The 15,098-nt window shown below is 76.0% G+C and carries 15 protein-coding genes; 4 read left to right on the forward strand and 11 right to left on the reverse strand.

The window, feature by feature from the left end:
- The first annotated feature begins 50 nt into the window (after positions 1 to 50).
- Positions 51 to 599, forward strand: coding sequence for a hypothetical protein (locus tag ACYVOF_RS17170; protein WP_460868621.1), 549 nt, complete (start codon positions 51 to 53; stop codon positions 597 to 599).
- A gap of 7 nt (positions 600 to 606) precedes the next feature.
- Here the strand turns inward: ACYVOF_RS17170 and ACYVOF_RS17175 are convergent, their stop codons facing one another.
- The 7 genes from ACYVOF_RS17175 to ACYVOF_RS17205 all read right to left on the reverse strand — a co-directional run bounded on the left by ACYVOF_RS17175 (position 607) and on the right by ACYVOF_RS17205 (position 6,156).
- Positions 607 to 1,188, reverse strand: coding sequence for an orotate phosphoribosyltransferase (locus tag ACYVOF_RS17175; protein WP_460868622.1), 582 nt, complete (start codon positions 1,186 to 1,188; stop codon positions 607 to 609).
- A 41-nt stretch (positions 1,189 to 1,229) separates the two neighbouring features.
- Positions 1,230 to 1,850, reverse strand: coding sequence for a nucleoside/nucleotide kinase family protein (locus ACYVOF_RS17180; RefSeq protein ID WP_460868623.1), 621 nt, complete (start codon positions 1,848 to 1,850; stop codon positions 1,230 to 1,232).
- Entirely contained in the window at positions 1,847 to 2,470 is a 624-nt protein-coding gene (locus tag ACYVOF_RS17185) for a hypothetical protein (protein ID WP_460868624.1), read from the reverse strand. Before ACYVOF_RS17185 ends, ACYVOF_RS17180 begins: the two co-directional genes overlap by 4 nt.
- 65 nt (positions 2,471 to 2,535) lie before the next feature.
- Positions 2,536 to 3,312, reverse strand: coding sequence for an SDR family NAD(P)-dependent oxidoreductase (locus tag ACYVOF_RS17190; RefSeq protein WP_460868626.1), 777 nt, complete (start codon positions 3,310 to 3,312; stop codon positions 2,536 to 2,538).
- 30 nt (positions 3,313 to 3,342) lie between these two features.
- Positions 3,343 to 4,173 (reverse strand): sulfurtransferase, encoded by an 831-nt coding sequence (locus tag ACYVOF_RS17195; RefSeq protein ID WP_460868970.1) that lies wholly within the window; start codon positions 4,171 to 4,173, stop codon positions 3,343 to 3,345.
- Between the two features lie 8 nt (positions 4,174 to 4,181).
- Positions 4,182 to 4,847: a response regulator transcription factor gene (locus ACYVOF_RS17200; RefSeq protein ID WP_460868628.1), complete on the reverse strand. Its 666-nt coding sequence runs from the start codon at positions 4,845 to 4,847 to the stop codon at positions 4,182 to 4,184.
- A 10-nt stretch (positions 4,848 to 4,857) separates the two neighbouring features.
- Positions 4,858 to 6,156, reverse strand: coding sequence for a sensor histidine kinase (locus ACYVOF_RS17205; protein WP_460868630.1), 1,299 nt, complete (start codon positions 6,154 to 6,156; stop codon positions 4,858 to 4,860).
- 193 nt (positions 6,157 to 6,349) lie between these two features.
- Between ACYVOF_RS17205 and ACYVOF_RS17210 the strand changes: the two genes are divergently transcribed.
- Positions 6,350 to 7,024 (forward strand): DUF4352 domain-containing protein, encoded by a 675-nt coding sequence (locus ACYVOF_RS17210; protein ID WP_460868632.1) that lies wholly within the window; start codon positions 6,350 to 6,352, stop codon positions 7,022 to 7,024.
- Between the two features lie 83 nt (positions 7,025 to 7,107).
- Here ACYVOF_RS17210 and clpB read toward each other — a convergent pair whose 3' ends face one another.
- Positions 7,108 to 9,651: an ATP-dependent chaperone ClpB gene (clpB, locus tag ACYVOF_RS17215; protein WP_460868634.1), complete on the reverse strand. Its 2,544-nt coding sequence runs from the start codon at positions 9,649 to 9,651 to the stop codon at positions 7,108 to 7,110.
- Between the two features lie 205 nt (positions 9,652 to 9,856).
- Between clpB and ACYVOF_RS17220 the strand changes: the two genes are divergently transcribed.
- Positions 9,857 to 11,398, forward strand: a complete 1,542-nt coding sequence (locus ACYVOF_RS17220; protein WP_460868635.1) for an alanine/glycine:cation symporter family protein — start codon at positions 9,857 to 9,859, stop codon at positions 11,396 to 11,398.
- 25 nt (positions 11,399 to 11,423) lie between these two features.
- Here ACYVOF_RS17220 and ACYVOF_RS17225 read toward each other — a convergent pair whose 3' ends face one another.
- The gene (locus tag ACYVOF_RS17225) at positions 11,424 to 12,047 is read right to left on the reverse strand and encodes a pyridoxamine 5'-phosphate oxidase family protein (protein WP_460868637.1); all 624 of its coding nucleotides are present in this window, start codon (positions 12,045 to 12,047) and stop codon (positions 11,424 to 11,426) included.
- Between the two features lie 115 nt (positions 12,048 to 12,162).
- Between ACYVOF_RS17225 and ACYVOF_RS17230 the strand changes: the two genes are divergently transcribed.
- A complete protein-coding gene (locus tag ACYVOF_RS17230; RefSeq protein WP_460868639.1) occupies positions 12,163 to 13,347 on the forward strand; it encodes a globin domain-containing protein in 1,185 nt (394 codons plus the stop codon).
- A gap of 136 nt (positions 13,348 to 13,483) precedes the next feature.
- On the opposite strand, the gene ACYVOF_RS17235 is transcribed toward ACYVOF_RS17230, so the two are convergent.
- Entirely contained in the window at positions 13,484 to 13,924 is a 441-nt protein-coding gene (locus ACYVOF_RS17235) for a heat shock protein transcriptional repressor HspR (RefSeq protein ID WP_460868641.1), read from the reverse strand.
- The gene (gene dnaJ, locus ACYVOF_RS17240) at positions 13,921 to 15,084 is read right to left on the reverse strand and encodes a molecular chaperone DnaJ (protein ID WP_460868643.1); all 1,164 of its coding nucleotides are present in this window, start codon (positions 15,082 to 15,084) and stop codon (positions 13,921 to 13,923) included. The genes ACYVOF_RS17235 and dnaJ overlap by 4 nt, the downstream gene beginning before the upstream one ends.
- Positions 15,085 to 15,098 lie beyond the last annotated feature (14 nt).

The raw sequence follows: 15,098 nt of genomic DNA on the forward strand, positions 1-15,098 counted from the left end.
GCGCGATCCGGGCAGGGGGCTCGGACAGGGGGAAGAAACACGGGTGCGTCGTGGGGTGTCTCGCAGCAACGGGTGCGTCGATCTGGCCGCTGGTCGGTCTCGGCACGGGTCTGCTGGTCGCGGGGGTGCTGCTGGTGGTGGCCACCCGGGCCCGCCGCGCGCGCCTGGGCCAGGTCTCGGCCGTGGTGCTGGGCGGGCTCGTCCTGGCCATCGCCACCTCGACCGGCGGCGCCGGTGAGGCCCAGGCGCAGGCCACGGACTGCCAGCCCGGCTCGCAGCCGACCGCCCCGGTGACCTCGTACACCACCTCGGACGCCCCGACCGCGACAAGCGCAGCGGACCCGACCACCGCCGAGCAGACCACGGTCGAGCAGACCGCCACGCAGGCCCCGGTCGCGACGACGATGACCGACGTCCCCGACGCGACGGCCCCGACCACCACGTCGACCGTGCCGGTCACGCCGACGCAGACCACCACCCTGCCCACCGAGACCGACGCACCAGGCACGTCCACGGAGACGACGACCGAGCAGCCGGTCACGACCACCGAGGCCACCCCGGCGCCGACGACCGACACGGTGCCGCCGGGCAGCTCGTAGGCGGGGCTCAGCCCAGGCCGAGGTCGGCCAGGCCTAGCACGGACCGGTAGGCCAGGCCCTCCGCGGCGATGACCTCGTCCGCCCCGGTGGCGCGGTCGACGACGGTCGCCACCCCCACCACCTCCGCACCCGCGTCGCGCAGCGCCCGCACCGCGGCCAGCGGCGAATTGCCGGTGGTGGTGGTGTCCTCGACGACGAGCACGCGGCGGCCGGTGACGTCGGGCCCCTCGACCTGGCGCTGCATGCCGTGGGCCTTGGCCGCCTTGCGCACCACGAACGCGTCGACGGGCCTGCCGGGGGCGTGCATCACCGCGGTGGCCACGGGGTCCGCGCCCAGGGTCAGCCCGCCCACCGCGGCGTAGTCCCAGTCGGCGGTCAGGCCGCGCAGCAGCGACCCGATCAGCGGGCCGGCGCGGTGGTGCAGGGTGGCGCGGCGCAGGTCGACGTAGAAGTCCGCCTCGGCGCCGGAGGAGAGCGTCACCCGGCCGTGCACCACGGCCAGCTCCCGGACCAGGGCAGCCAGCTCGCCGCGGGCCACCGGGTCGAGTGCGGGGACGTCGGGCACGGGGGCACTGGGAGTCGGGTCCACGGCGGACGACGCTACCGCCTCCCCCGGCCGCGCCCCGGCGCTCAGCGCAGCGGGGCGGTGAGGTCGACGCGCAGGTCGGCGCGCCCGGCCGTGGTCTCGACCCGGGCCGCGTTGGCGGCGTCGGGGCCCAGCGCGTGGGCCCGCGCCCGGGCCGGGGACTCCCCGAAGCGTTCGTGGCGCGCGACGAGGCGCCGCTCGCGCACCCCGCGGGCCACGTCGAGGAACCAGCACTCGTCGAGCAGGGGGCGCACCTGGTCCCACGGGGCGTCGTCGAGCAGCAGGTAGTTGCCCTCGACGAGCACGAGCGGGGCGTCCGCGGGGACCAGCACCGCGGCGGCGACCGCCTCGTCGAGCCGCCGGTCGAGCACCGGGGCCCAGACGTCCTCCCCGGCGCGGACCCGGCGCAGGGTGGCGACGAAGCCGGCGGCGTCGAACGTGTCGGGGGCGCCCTTGCGGTCGGTCCGGCCCAGCCGGCGCAGCGCGCCGTTGGCCAGGTGGAACCCGTCCATGCCGAGCACCACCGCACCGGGCACCTCGGCGACGAGGGCGGCGGCCAGCGACGACTTGCCCGACCCGGGGGACCCCGCCAGCCCGAGCACGGCCCGCCGGTGCGCCGCGACGAGCCCGTGGGCCCGCTCGACGAGCGCGGCCGGGGCCCTCACGCGGGGGGCAGCAGCCGCAGCAGGTCCCCGAAGCGGCTCAGCGAGCCCGCGACCTGCTCCCAGCGCTCCGGCCCGCTCGAGGTGCGCAGCACCGCCAGGGCCCAGCCGCCCTCGGCCCAGACCACGTCGACGTCCTCGCCGACCTCCTCGGCCAGGGTGACCAGCCGCTCGTCGACGGCCCGGCGGGCGGCCTCGAGGTCGGTGGTGAAGGCGAAGCGCGACCCGACCGGGCCCAGCAGGTCCATCTCGGACTCCCGCGGCGGGGTGGAGTCACCGGTGCGCAGCTCGAGGACGGTGGCCGAGGCGACGGGGCGGCGCAGCGCCACGAGGGTGCCGACCACCTGGCCGCGCTGCTCGAGGTCGAACACGTGCAGGGTCGCGCCCCAGCGCTGCGACGTCACCAGGTCGAGCGCGCGACCGGCCCCGCCGTGCGCGAACGGGCCGTGGCGCCACTGCGCGGTGATGACCGGGTCGGCGGAGGTGTGGCGCGCCCCGCTGGCCTGCGACCACGCCTGGCGGACGCGGGTGTGGTGGCTGCGGCGGCGCTGGTCGACGAGCAGGACGACGACGGCGGCCACGAGCACGACACCCGCGAGGGTGAACCACAACGCTGCCGACACGCCCCGAACCCTAACGACCGGCGCGGGTGCCGCGCGCAGCAGCGGCGCGCGTCCCGGCGCCGGGCCTAGGTGCGACCGCGTCCCGAGCCGACGCGGGCCGAGACCCGGCGCAGGACGCGGCGCGGCAGCAGGTGCGCCCCGGCGACCAGGGCCTTGTACTGCCTGCCCGGGACGCTGAGCACCCGGTCGCGGGCCAGGTCGGCCAGGCACTCCTCGACCACGTCGTCCGCCTCGAGCCACAGCCGGCCCCCGGTGCCGCCCATGTCGATGCCGGCGCGGGAGTGGAACTCGGTGCGCACGAAGCCCGGGCACAGCGCCAGCACGCGCACCCCGGTGCCGGCGAGGCCGCCGGAGAGGCCCTCGCTGAAGGACGTCACCCACGCCTTGCTCGCCGAGTAGGTGGAGCCGCGGCCGGGGACCAGGCCGGCCACGCTGGACACGTTGACCACCGCCCCGTGCCCGGCGGCCACCATCGCGGGCAGCGCGGCGCGGGTCAGCGCCATGACGGCGGTGACGTTGACGTCGAGCTGGGCCTGCAGCAGCGCCGGGTCGGCCTCCCAGAACTCACCGCTGGTGCCGAAGCCGGCGTTGTTCACCAGCAGGGCCACCCCGTCGGCGAGCCGGGCGGCCACGCGGTCGCGGTCCGCGGCCCGGGAGAGGTCGGCCACCAGCACCTCGCAGGCCGCGCCGTGGCGGCTCCGCAGGTCGGCGGCCAGCGCGGTCAGCGCGGCCTCGTCGCGGGCGACGAGCACCAGGTCGTGGCCGTCGGTGGCGAGGCGCCGGGCGAAGGCGGCCCCGATGCCGGAGGTGGGGCCGGTGACGAGGGCGACGGGGCGGGGCACGCGGGTGAGGCTAGCGGGCCGCCCGGTCGCTCACCCCGGCTCCGGGCCGGTGGCCACGGGACGGTCCGGGTCGTGCGACCACTGCGACCACGACCCGGGGAACAGGGCCGCGTCGACCCCGGCGACGGCGAGCGCGAGGACGGCGTGCGAGGCGGTGACCCCGGAGCCGCAGTACACCCCGACCGCGTCGGACCCCCCGGTCAGCGCGCGGGCCCGGGCGGCCAGCTCGGCGGCGGGCAGCAGCGTGGCGTCGGCGGCGAGGTTGTCGGCCGTGGGCGCGCTGACCGCTCCCGGGACGTGACCGGCGCGGGGGTCGACGGGCTCGACCTCCCCGCGGTAGCGCTCCCCCGCCCGGGCGTCGAGCAGCACACCGTCACGGGCCAGGGCGGCGGCGGCGTCCGCGTCGAGCACCGGCAGGTGCCCCCCGCTGAGCTCGACGTCACCGGCGGGCCGGGGCCGGGTCTCCCCCGTCTCCAGCGGGTGCCCGGCGCGCTCCCACGCGGGCACCCCACCGTCGAGCAGCGCGACCTCGCCGACCCCCGCCCAGCGCAGCAGCCACCACGCCCGGGCCGCGGCGAGGCCCCCGGTGGCGTCGCAGACGACGACGGGCTGCTCGGCGTGCAGCCCCCAGCGGCGGGCGGCGGCCTGCAGGTCGGCGACGGCGGGCAGCGGGTGGCGGCCCCGCTCCGGCGCGGGTGGGGCGGCCAGCTCGGTCTCCAGGTCGACGAACACCGCGCCCGGCACGTGGCCCGCCCGGAAGTGGTCGTGGCCGTGGGGGTCGCCGAGCGCCCACCGCACGTCGAGCACCAGGGGCGGGGTGGGGCCCGCCAGCGCGGCGGCCAGCGCGTCGGCCGTGACCAGCGGGCCGCTCACGAGGCGACCAGCCCGGCCTGCACGGCCATGATGGCGGCGTGGACGCGGTTGGCCGCGCCCAGCTTGCGGACGACGTTGCCGACGTGGGTCTTCACGGTGCTCTCCTCGACGACGAGCTCGGTGGCGATCTGGCGGTTGTCCAGCGCGGCCCCGAGGCAGCGCAGCACGTCGGTCTCGCGCTCGGTGAGGGAGCGCAGCGCCTCCTCGGTGGCCGGGGCGGCCGCGGTGCGGGTGGCCACCCGGCGCAGCGACCCGGGCGTCATCACCGCCAGCCCGGCCGCCGCGGCGCGCACGGCGGCGACGAAGGCGGCCGGCCGCTCGTCCTTGCCCAGGAAGCCCACGGCCCCCGCCCGCAGCGAGCGGGCGACGAGGTCGTCGGTGTCCAGCGAGGTGACGGCGACGACGGCCGGTGGGGCGTCGAGCCGCGCGTGCAGCAGCGCGGTGGCGTCGAGCCCGCCGACGCGGCGCATCCGCAGGTCCATGAGCACCACCGCGGGCCGCAGCCGGCGCACCGCGTCGAGCACCTGGTCCCCGTCCTCGCACTCCCCGACCACGTCGAGCCCGCCGGAGCGCAGGATCGAGCCCAGGCCGGCGCGGCTCATGGCGTCGTCGTCGACGAGCAGCACCGTGGGGCGCTCGGGCGGGGCGGGGTCGGGGGCCACGTCCGCGACGCTAGCGGCGGGGCCCGACACCTCCCGACGCGGCGTTCCCGGACCACGGCAGCTGGGCGGTCACCACGAAGTCCGCCCCGGCCGGGCCCGCGTCGAACCGGCCGCCCGCGGCGTGCACCACCTCGGCCAGCCCGGCCAGGCCCGTGCCGGTGCCGCGGCTCGCCGGGGGCCGGCGCGGCAGGGGCGAGCGCACCTCGACGGCGACGCCGCGGGCCGGGTCGGCCACCACCCGCACGGCCGCCTCCGGCCGGCCCGCGTAGCGCACCGCGTTGCCCAGCGCCTCGCGGAGCACCCGCAGTGCGACCCGGCTGCTCGTGGCGCCCGCGCCGGGCGCGACGTCGAGGGTGAGCACGGCGCGCAGGCCGTCACCCCGGGCGCCCGCCACCACCGCGGGCGCCTCGTCGAGCCCGGGCTCCTCGCCCGGCCCGCGCAGCGCGCCCACCGCCCGGGCCAGGGCGTCGTTGGCCTCGTGCGCGGTGTCCCAGATGAGCTCCGCGGACCCGACGACCTCGGCCCGCTCGGCCGCCGGCAGCCCGTCGTAGCCGCGCACCTGCAGCGCGCCGGCGTGCAGCGAGATGCGGGTCAGCAGCGTGGAGAGGCCGTCGTGGACGTCCCGGGCCAGGCGGGCGCGCTCCTGGGCGCGCACCACCTCCTCGCGCAGCTCGGTGCGCTCGCTGCTCACCTGGCGGGTGGTCCGCTCCGCCACGGCCAGCGCCGAGGTGGTGCGCAGCAGCAGCCCCAGCCCCACGGTCAGCCCGACGAGGACCGCCGCCACGAGCCAGGCCACGGGCAGCGCGACCTCGTACGGGGTGGCCGGGTCGACCCCGCGCCAGGCGAGCAGGAGTGAGCTGTCCCCCGGCCCGGACCGCGCGGCGTCCCAGCTCAGCGACACGACCACCGCGGCCAGCACGGCCGCCACCGCCAGCGCGGCCCGACGTGGGGGCTGCACACGCACCAGGCCGACCAGGCAGACCAGGGCGGCCAGCGCGTCCGCGATGCCGAGGACCGGTGCCGCCACCGCCACGCCCAGGACCACCCAGGGCCAGCGGTAGCGCCACACGAGGAGCACCGACGCCGTCAGCGCGAGCACGAAGCCCACCCCGATCGAGACCGGGTTGCCGACACCCCGCTGCGAGTAGGCCTCAGAGGCGAGGGCCACGGCAGTGGTGGCGCTGAGCAGCGACGCGGTGACCGCGGTGGTGGTGGCGAGGCGGCGGCGCAGCACCGCACCGCGCCCGGCCACCGGGGCGGCGGCGACCGGGGGCGGCGGGACGGCCGCGGGGCGCCAGGTGGTGGTCACGGGCGCCGACGGTAGGGCCTGGGCCCGACACCGGGCCTCCCCCCGCGGGAGGAGGCCGCGCCCGCGGGTGGACCACGGGAGGAGACGGGTCCCGCCCGCGGGGGGACGTGGCCGGGGGGTGCGGACCGGTCGACTGGTCCCCAGCGAGCCCGCCGACCACGGCGGGACCCCCTCCCGCCGAAGGAGAACCACCGTGTCGAACCCGCCGACGAACCAGCCGCCGAACCAGCCCGGGCCCGGCCAGCAGCCCCAGTGGGGTCCGCCCCCGGGGCAGGGCTACCCCCCGCCGCAGCCGCCGAGGAAGTCCTTCGTGGCGCGGCACAAGATCCTCACCGTGCTCGGCGTCCTGGTGGTCCTCGGGATCATCATCGGCGTCTCGAGCTCCGGTGGGTCGTCCGGTGGCGGCGGTGGAGAGGGGTCCACCGCTGCCACCGGGTCGGGGGCGACGAGCACTGCGGCGCCGGCCGCCGAGGACGCCCCCGGCATCGGCACCCCGGTCCGGGACGGGAAGTTCGAGTTCACCGTCACGGCCGTCGAGCCACCCGTGCCCAGCGTCGGCGACGGCCCGTTCAGCGAGACCGCCCAGGGTGAGTACGTGGTGGTCCGGCTGGACGTGACCAACGTGGGAGACCGTCAGCAGCTCGTCGACCAGAGCGCGCAGAAGCTCATCGACGCCCAGGGCCGCCAGCTCTCCCCCGACACCGGGGCGACGTTCGCGATCGACACCGACAACGCGTTCACCGAGGTCAACCCCGGCAACAGCGTGCAGGTGGCGCTGGTCTACGACGTGCCCGTGGGCACCACCCCGACCACGCTCGAGCTGCACGACTCGGCGTTCTCCGGCGGCACCGAGGTGTCCCTGACCTGACCCGGACGGCCGTTGGAGTGCCAGTGGTCGTCATCCCGGACGGATGACGACCACTGGCACTCCATTGGCGGTCTCAGGGACGGTCAGCCGACGAGCAGTCCCGAGCCGTCCTCGGCCACGGTGACCGTGACGGTGTCGCCGTCGACGACGTCGCCCGCCAGCAGCGCCCTGGCCAGCCGGTCCCCGATGGCCTGCTGCACCAGCCGGCGCAGCGGCCGCGCCCCGTAGAGGGGGTCGAACCCGCGCTCGGCCAGCCACGTCCGCGCGTCGTCGGACACCTCCAGCACCAGCCGGCGCTGCGCGAGCCGCTCGGCCAGCGCGGCGACCTGGATGTCCACGATGGACGTCAGCTCGGCCGCGGTGAGCGCGTCGAACACGACCACGTCGTCGAGCCGGTTGACGAACTCCGGCTTGAACGCCCGCTTCACCGCGTCGAGCACCTGCTCCTTGCTGCCCCCGGCCCCGAGGTTCGAGGTGAGCACCAGGATCGTGTTGCGGAAGTCCACGGTGCGGCCCTGCCCGTCGGTGAGCCGGCCCTCGTCGAGCACGGCCAGCAGCACGTCGAACACGTCGGGGTGCGCCTTCTCCACCTCGTCGAACAGCACCACCGAGTAGGGCCGGCGGCGGACGGCCTCGGTGAGCTGGCCGCCCTGGTCGTAGCCGACGTAGCCGGGGGGAGCCCCGACGAGCCGGGCGACGGAGTGCTTCTCCCCGTACTCGCTCATGTCGATGCGGATCATGGCCCGCTCGTCGTCGAACAGGAACTCCGCCAGCGCCTTCGCCAGCTCGGTCTTGCCCACCCCGGTGGGGCCGAGGAACAGGAACGAACCGGTGGGCCGGTCGGGGTCGGCCACCCCGGCCCGGGCGCGGCGCACCGCGTCGCTCACCGCGGCCACGGCGTCGGACTGCCCGACGACGCGGCGGCCGATCTCGTGCTCCATGCGCAGCAGCTTGGCGGTCTCGCCCTCGAGCATCCGCCCGGCGGGGATGCCGGTCCACGCGCTGACCACGTCGGCCACGTCGTCGGGGCCCACCTCCTCCTTGAGCATGACGTCGCCGTCGGTGGTGACGGTGGCCTTCGCCAGGTCGCGCTCCAGGGCGGGGATGCGGCCGTAGCGCAGCTCGGCGGCCCGGCCGAGGTCGCCGTCGCGCTCGGCGCGGTCGGACTCCCCGCGCAGCCCCTCGAGCTGCTCCTTGAGGTCGCGGACGGCGTCGATGGCCGACTTCTCGTTGTGCCAGCGGGCCGTCAGCTCGGCGAGGTGCTCGCGGTGGTCGGCCAGCTCGCTGCGCAGCGTGGCCAGCCGCGACACCGAGCCCGCGTCGGTCTCGGTGGCCAGCGCGACCTCCTCGATCTCCAGCCGGCGCACCACCCGCTCGGCCTCGTCGACCTCGACGGGCCGGGAGTCGATCTCCATGCGCAGCCGCGAGCCCGCCTCGTCCACCAGGTCGATCGCCTTGTCTGGCAGGAACCGCGAGGTGATGTAGCGGTCGGACAGCGAGGCGGCGGCGACGAGCGCGGCGTCGGTGATGCGCACGCCGTGGTGCACCTCGTAGCGCTCCTTGAGCCCGCGCAGGATGCCCACGGTGTCGGCCACCGACGGCTCGCCGACGAGGACCTGCTGGAAGCGACGCTCGAGGGCCGCGTCCTTCTCGATGTGCTGGCGGTACTCCTCCAGCGTGGTCGCGCCGACGAGGCGCAGCTCGCCGCGTGCCAGCATCGGCTTGATCATGTTGCCCGCGTCCATGGCGGACTCGCCGGTCGCGCCGGCCCCGACGATGGTGTGCAGCTCGTCGATGAAGGTGATGACCTCGCCCGCGGAGGCGGTGATGTCGTCGAGCACGGCCTTGAGCCGCTCCTCGAACTCGCCGCGGTACTTCGCGCCGGCGACCATGGAGCCGAGGTCGAGGGAGATGACGCGGCGCCCGCGCAGGCTCTCGGGCACGTCCCCGGCAACGATGCGCTGGGCGAGGCCCTCGACGATGGCCGTCTTGCCCACGCCGGGCTCACCGATGAGCACCGGGTTGTTCTTGGTGCGGCGGCTGAGCACCTGCACCACGCGGCGGATCTCGGTGTCGCGGCCGATGACGGGGTCGAGCGCGCCGGAGCGGGCCCGCTCGGTGAGGTCGGTTCCGAACTTCTCCAACGCCTGGTAGCTGTTCTCGGGGTCCGGCGAGGTGACCCGGGCCGAGCCGCGCACCGTGGCGAAGCCGTCGCGCAGCGCGGCCGGGGTGGCGCCGCGGCCGGTGAGCAGCCGCGCGACCTCGTCGTCGCCGGTGGCCAGGCCGACGAGCAGGTGCTCGGTGGAGACGTACTCGTCGCCGATCTCGCCGGCGAGCTGCTGGGCGGTGCCCAGCGCGCGGACGGCGGCCCGGTCGAGCTGCGGGGCCGAGACGGTGGAGCCGGCAGCGGTGGGCAGCCGCCGCAGCGTCGCCTCCACCTCGGTGCGCAGGCCCTCGGGGTCCACGCCCACGGCACGCAGCAGGGGCGCGGTCACCCCGTCGGACTGGCCGAGCAGCGCCGCGAGCAGGTGCGCCGGGCGCACGTCGGAGTGCCCGGCCGTGGTGGCCGAGGAGACGGCGGTCGAGAGCGCCTGCTGGGTCTTGGTGGTGGGCGTGAAGGAGTCCATCGATCACCTCAGGGTCGCGAGGGGGTGGTGCCGGGTCGCGGGTGTTGCGTCCCTGCTCGAACCAACGTACAGGAACTTGAGCGTGTTCCGCTCAAGTCGGGACACGGCCCGCAGGTGACGGACGCGTAACGACCTGGCGGACCTCTTGCGGCTTTGCCCGATCTTGGTGTGCTCTTTCCCGATGACCTGGAGCCCCGATCCAGCCGTGTCCGTGCTCGCCGCCGACAGCACGGTCGGCCAGACCATCGAGAGCGCGATCGACGGCGTGTTCGAGCCGATCACCTCGACCGCGTCGTCGATCATCTTCTTCGAGGTGCCGATCGCGGGCGGCAGCTACCCGGTCGTCGTGCTCTGGCTCGTGGCGGCCGCGATCATCTTCACCGTCTACTTCGGCGCCCCGCAGTTCCGCCACTTCCGGCTCGCGCTGCAGACGGTGCGCGGGAAGTTCAGCCGGGACGACGACCCGGGCGAGGTGACGCACTTCCAGGCGCTGTCCTCGGCGGTCTCGGGCACCGTCGGGCTCGGCAACATCGCCGGCGTCGGCGTCGCGGTGACCATCGGTGGCCCGGGGGCCACGTTCTGGATGATCATCGCCGGGCTGCTGGGCATGGCGACCAAGTTCTGCGAGTGCACCCTCGGCGTGAAGTACCGCGAGGTGCACGAGGACGGCTCCATCTCCGGCGGGCCGTTCAAGTACCTGCCGATCGCCTTCGCCCGGCTCGGCAGGATCCCGTCCAAGGTGCTCACCGGGATCTTCGCGATCGCGATCATCCTGTTCGGCACCGCCGGCGGGAACATGTTCCAGGCCAACCAGACCTTCGCCCAGGCCCGGGACGTCACCGGCGGCGACGACGGCTTCCTCGGCAGCGACACCGCCGCCCTGCTCTTCGGCATCGGGCTGGCGTTCCTCGTCGGCGCGGTCATCCTCGGCGGCATCAAGTCCATCGCCAAGGTGACCAGCAAGCTCGTCCCCGCGATGGGGATCATGTACGTCGTCGCCTGCCTCGTCGTCATCGGCACCAACATCGGCCAGCTGCCCGACGCGTTCGGCGCCATCATCGGCGGCGCGTTCAACCCCGACGGCATCACCGGCGGCGTGATCGGCGTGCTCATCGTCGGGTTCCAGCGGGCCGCGTTCTCCAACGAGGCCGGCGTCGGCTCGGCCCCCATCGCGCACTCCGCGGTCAAGACCCACCGGCCGGTCAGCGAGGGGTTCGTCGCGCTGCTCGAGCCGTTCATCGACACCGTCATCGTCTGCACCATGACCGCGGTGACCATCGTCATCGCCTCCCCGCAGCGCTGGCTCGACGCCCGCCAGGAGGTGGCCGACACCGGCACCACCACCGCCGACGGGGTCGTCATCACCTCCGACGCGTTCGCCACCGTCGTGGGCTGGTTCCCCTACGTCCTCTCCGTCGCCGTCGCGCTGTTCGCGTTCTCCACCCTGCTCACCTGGAGCTACTACGGGCTCAAGGCGTGGACCACGCTGTTCGGCCGCAGCGCCCTGACCGAGAACATCTACAAGCTGGTGTTCCTGTTCTTCACCGTCGTCGGCACGGTGCTCTCCTTCGGCCAGGTGCTCGACTTCGCCGACGCGATGCTGTTCCTCTGCGCCTTCGTCAACCTCAGCGGCGTCTACCTGCTCATGCCGGTGGTCAAGCAGGAGATGAAGGACTACCTGCGCGACCGGAAGTCCGGCGAGCTGCAGGCCCAGGTCGCCCGCAGCGCGCCCGTCAGCGAGCAGTAGCCGGCCCCGCGCCCCGCCCCTGCGGTCAGCCGACCCAGGGGCGGGGCTGCGCGGCGGCGGCGAAGTGGTCGCCGCCCTTGCGGGCCGGGTCGTCGGTGCCCCAGGAGCGGCGGCGGTCGGCCCGGGCGTAGCGGGGCAGGTGCTTGCGGCAGTGCACGTAGGCCTCCTCGACCGCCACCACCACCCAGCACTCCGCTCGCCGGCCGCGCACCGGGTCCGCCGGCAGCGCCGGGTGCTCCCGGCGCAGCTCCTCGTCCTCGACCACGGTGGCCGACCCGTTGACGTGCAGGCCGATGACGTCGTCGACGAGGTCGAGCACGAGCAGCCCGACGTGCGGGTTCTCCGCGAGGTTGCCCAGGCTCGCCATCACCCCGTTGCCGCGGTACTCCGGGTACGCGAGGCGGGACTCGTCGAGCACGACGACGAAGCCGGGCGGGCCGCAGCGGACCGAGGAGTCGCACTCCCCGGCGGCGTCGGCCGTCGCGACGACGACCAGCTCCGCGCGGCGGAGGAAGTCGACCATCTCCGGCGACAGGCGGGCGAGCACCTGCTGGTCGTAGAAGGCCTCGGCCCGGGCGGTGGTGCCGCGCTCGCGCTGCCTGCGGTGCTCCCCGTCCGAGCCCGGACGGCGGTGGGTGGTCCCGGTCACGCCGGACACGGTGGCACACGGGCCGCCGGCGCGGGGCACGTCCGGCGCGCCCCGCTCGGGCCGTCGGCGCTCTGGCATCATCGGGCCGTCGGACGCGAGCGGGTGGGGGGAACCGGTGGACACCACCTCGGTCGCCCTCGTCCGGGGGACGCTCGAGCGGGTGGGCGAGCGCTCCGACGAGCTCACCGCCCGGCTCTACGCCCGGCTGTTCGCCCTCGAGCCGGAGACCCGCGCGATGTTCCCCGCGAGCATGGCCGTGCAGCGCCACCGGCTGCTGGCCGCGCTGGACCACGTGGTCGCCGTGCTCGACCGCCCCGAGCAGCTCGAGCCGTTCCTGCGCCGGCTCGGCCGCGACCACCACAAGCTGGACGTGTCCCCGCAGCAGGTGGCCTCGCTGGGGGTGGCGCTGGAGGGTGCGCTGCGCGACGTGCTCGGGACGGGCTGGGACGAGCGGGCCGCGGATGCGTGGCGGGAGGCGTTCGCCCTCGTCGCGGACCTCATGGCCGAGGGCGACGCGGGGGTCGGCGGGCCGCGGCGGTGGACGGCAACGGTGGTCGAGCGGCTCCGGGTCGCCGACGACGTGGCGGTGGTGCGGCTGCAGGTCGACCGCGACCCCGGCGCCCCGGCCGGGTCCCCCGTGCCCGCGATGGCCGCGGGGCAGTACCTGTCGGTGAGCACCGACCGGCGGCCCGGGCTGTGGCGCACCTACTCCCCCGCGACGGCCCCCGACCCGGGCGGGCAGGTCGAGCTGCACGTGCGGACGGTGCCCGGGGGGTGGGTGAGCGGGTCGGTGGTGGGCCACACCCGGCCGGGGGACCGCTGGACGCTCGCGACCCCGATGGGTGCGCTGCGCGTGGACCGGGCCAGCGGGCGGGACGTGCTCATGGTCGCCGGCGGCACCGGTCTGGCCCCGATGCGCTCGCTGCTGCTGGAGCTGGCGCGCTCCGGCGGGGCGCCGCGGGTGCACCTGTTCGTCGGGGGCCGCCACCCCGGTGACCTCTACGACCTGCCCGCGCTGGCCGAGCTGGCCCGCCGCAATCCGTGGCTCACGGTCGTGCCGGTGGTGGAGACGCTCGAGGCGCCGTGGACCCGGGTCCCCCCGCCGCCGCGGCCCGACGGCACGCACCAGCCGCTGGTGGGCCGGCTGGTCGACGTGGTGACCGGGTTCGGGGCGTGGGACGACCGGCAGGCGCTGGTCAGCGGGTCGCCCGCGATGGTGCGGGCCACCGTCACGGGGCTGGTCGCCCGGGGCATGCCCGCGCACCAGGTGTGGCGCGACCCTCTCCCGCCGGCGCACTGACGCCCCGCCGCCGGCCCCGCACACCGCGGGCAGTGTGCGGTCTTGCACGCCCGGGCGCGGCCACACTGCGGGCAGTGTGCGGTCCGGGACGCCCGGGGGCGGCCACACTGCGGGCAGTGTGCGGGGGCGGGCGGGGTCAGGTTCGGGGGCGGGGCTTCCAGACGACGAGCGCGGTGTCCTGCCGCACGGGCACGAGGTCGCGCCGGTAGGAGGCGTGCACCCCGGCGGCGGCAGCCGCGGCCGCGGCGTGGGCGGCGGCGATCTCCTCGCCCAGCTCGGTGATGCGGTGCTGCAGGGCCTCGACCTGGTTGGTCAGCTCGATGATCCGCTTGATGCCGGCGAGGTTGACGCCCTCGTCCTGGGAGAGCCGTTGCACCTCGCGCAGCAGGGCCACGTCGCGCAGCGAGTACCGCCGCCCCCCACCGGCGCTGCGGTGGGGGGTGACGAGGCCGAGCCGGTCGTAGGTGCGCAGCGTCTGGGCGTGCATGCCGGCGAGCTCGGCGGCGATGGAGATGACGAACACCTGGGCGTCGAGGTCCACCGGGACCCCCGACGCACCCGGCCGCCGCGGGCTCATCGCGCGCCCGCCCACCCGGACCGGGGGTCGAAGCCCGCCGCCTGCTCCGCCGCGGCGTAGGCCTGCAGCGCCTCGGTGGCCGCCGCGTCCAGCGTGGTCGGGACCGTGACCGACACCGTCACCAGCAGGTCCCCCGCCGTGCCGCTGCGCCGCGGGACACCGCGTCCGCGCAGCCGCAGCGTGCGACCGTCGGACGTGCCCGGCGGCACCTTGAGCCCGACCCGCCCGGTCAGCGTCGGCACCGAGAGCGTGGTGCCCAGCGCAAGCTCGGCGAACCCGACGGGCACGGTGAGGGTGAGGTCGTCACCGTCGCGGGCGAACACCGGGTGCGGGGTGACGTGGACGGTGACGAACAGGTCGCCCGAGGGCGCACCTCGCAGCCCCGCCTCGCCCTGGCCCGCCAGCCGGATCCGCTGGCCGTCGTCGACCCCGGCCGGCACCCGCACGGTGATGGTGCGGGTGCGGGTGGTGGCCCCGGTGCCGCCGCACTCCGGGCACGGGTCGTCGACGAGCGAGCCCGTCCCGCGGCAGTCCCGGCACGGCTCGCTGAAGCCGAAGGCCCCCTGGTTGGAGCTGACCACGCCCGAGCCCGAGCAGGTGGGGCAGGTGCGCGGGTGCGTGCCGGGCCGGGCGCCGCTGCCGTGGCAGCTGGTGCACGGCGACGGGCTGGTGAGCCGCAGCGGCACCACGGCGCCCTGGCACGCCTCGACGAAGTCCAGCCGCACCTCGGTCTGCACGTCGCTGCCGCGCTGCGGCCGGCTGCCGCCGGGGCGGGCCTGGCCGCGGCCGCCGAAGAGCCCGCCGAACAGGTCGCCGAGACCGCCGGGACCGGCCGTACCCCCGGCCTGGCCGAACAGGTCGCTCAGGTCGAAGTCCTGCGCGCCGCCGGGGGCGCTGAACCCGCCCCGGCCCCGGCCGCCGGCGGCGAACATGGCGCGCGCCTCGTCGTACTCCTTGCGCTTCACCGGGTCCCCGAGCACGTTCTGCGCCTCGGAGACCGACTTGAACCGGGCCTCGGCCTTGGCGTCACCCGGGTTCGCGTCGGGGTGCAGCTCGCGGGCGAGCTTGCGGTAGGCCTTCTTGACGTCGGCCTCCGAGGCGTCGGAGGGGACGCCCAGCTCGGCGTAGAAGTCCTTGTCGACCCAGTCGCGTGCACTCATCGGACGTCCCCTCC

The organism is Rhodococcus aerolatus (assembly GCF_054783215.1).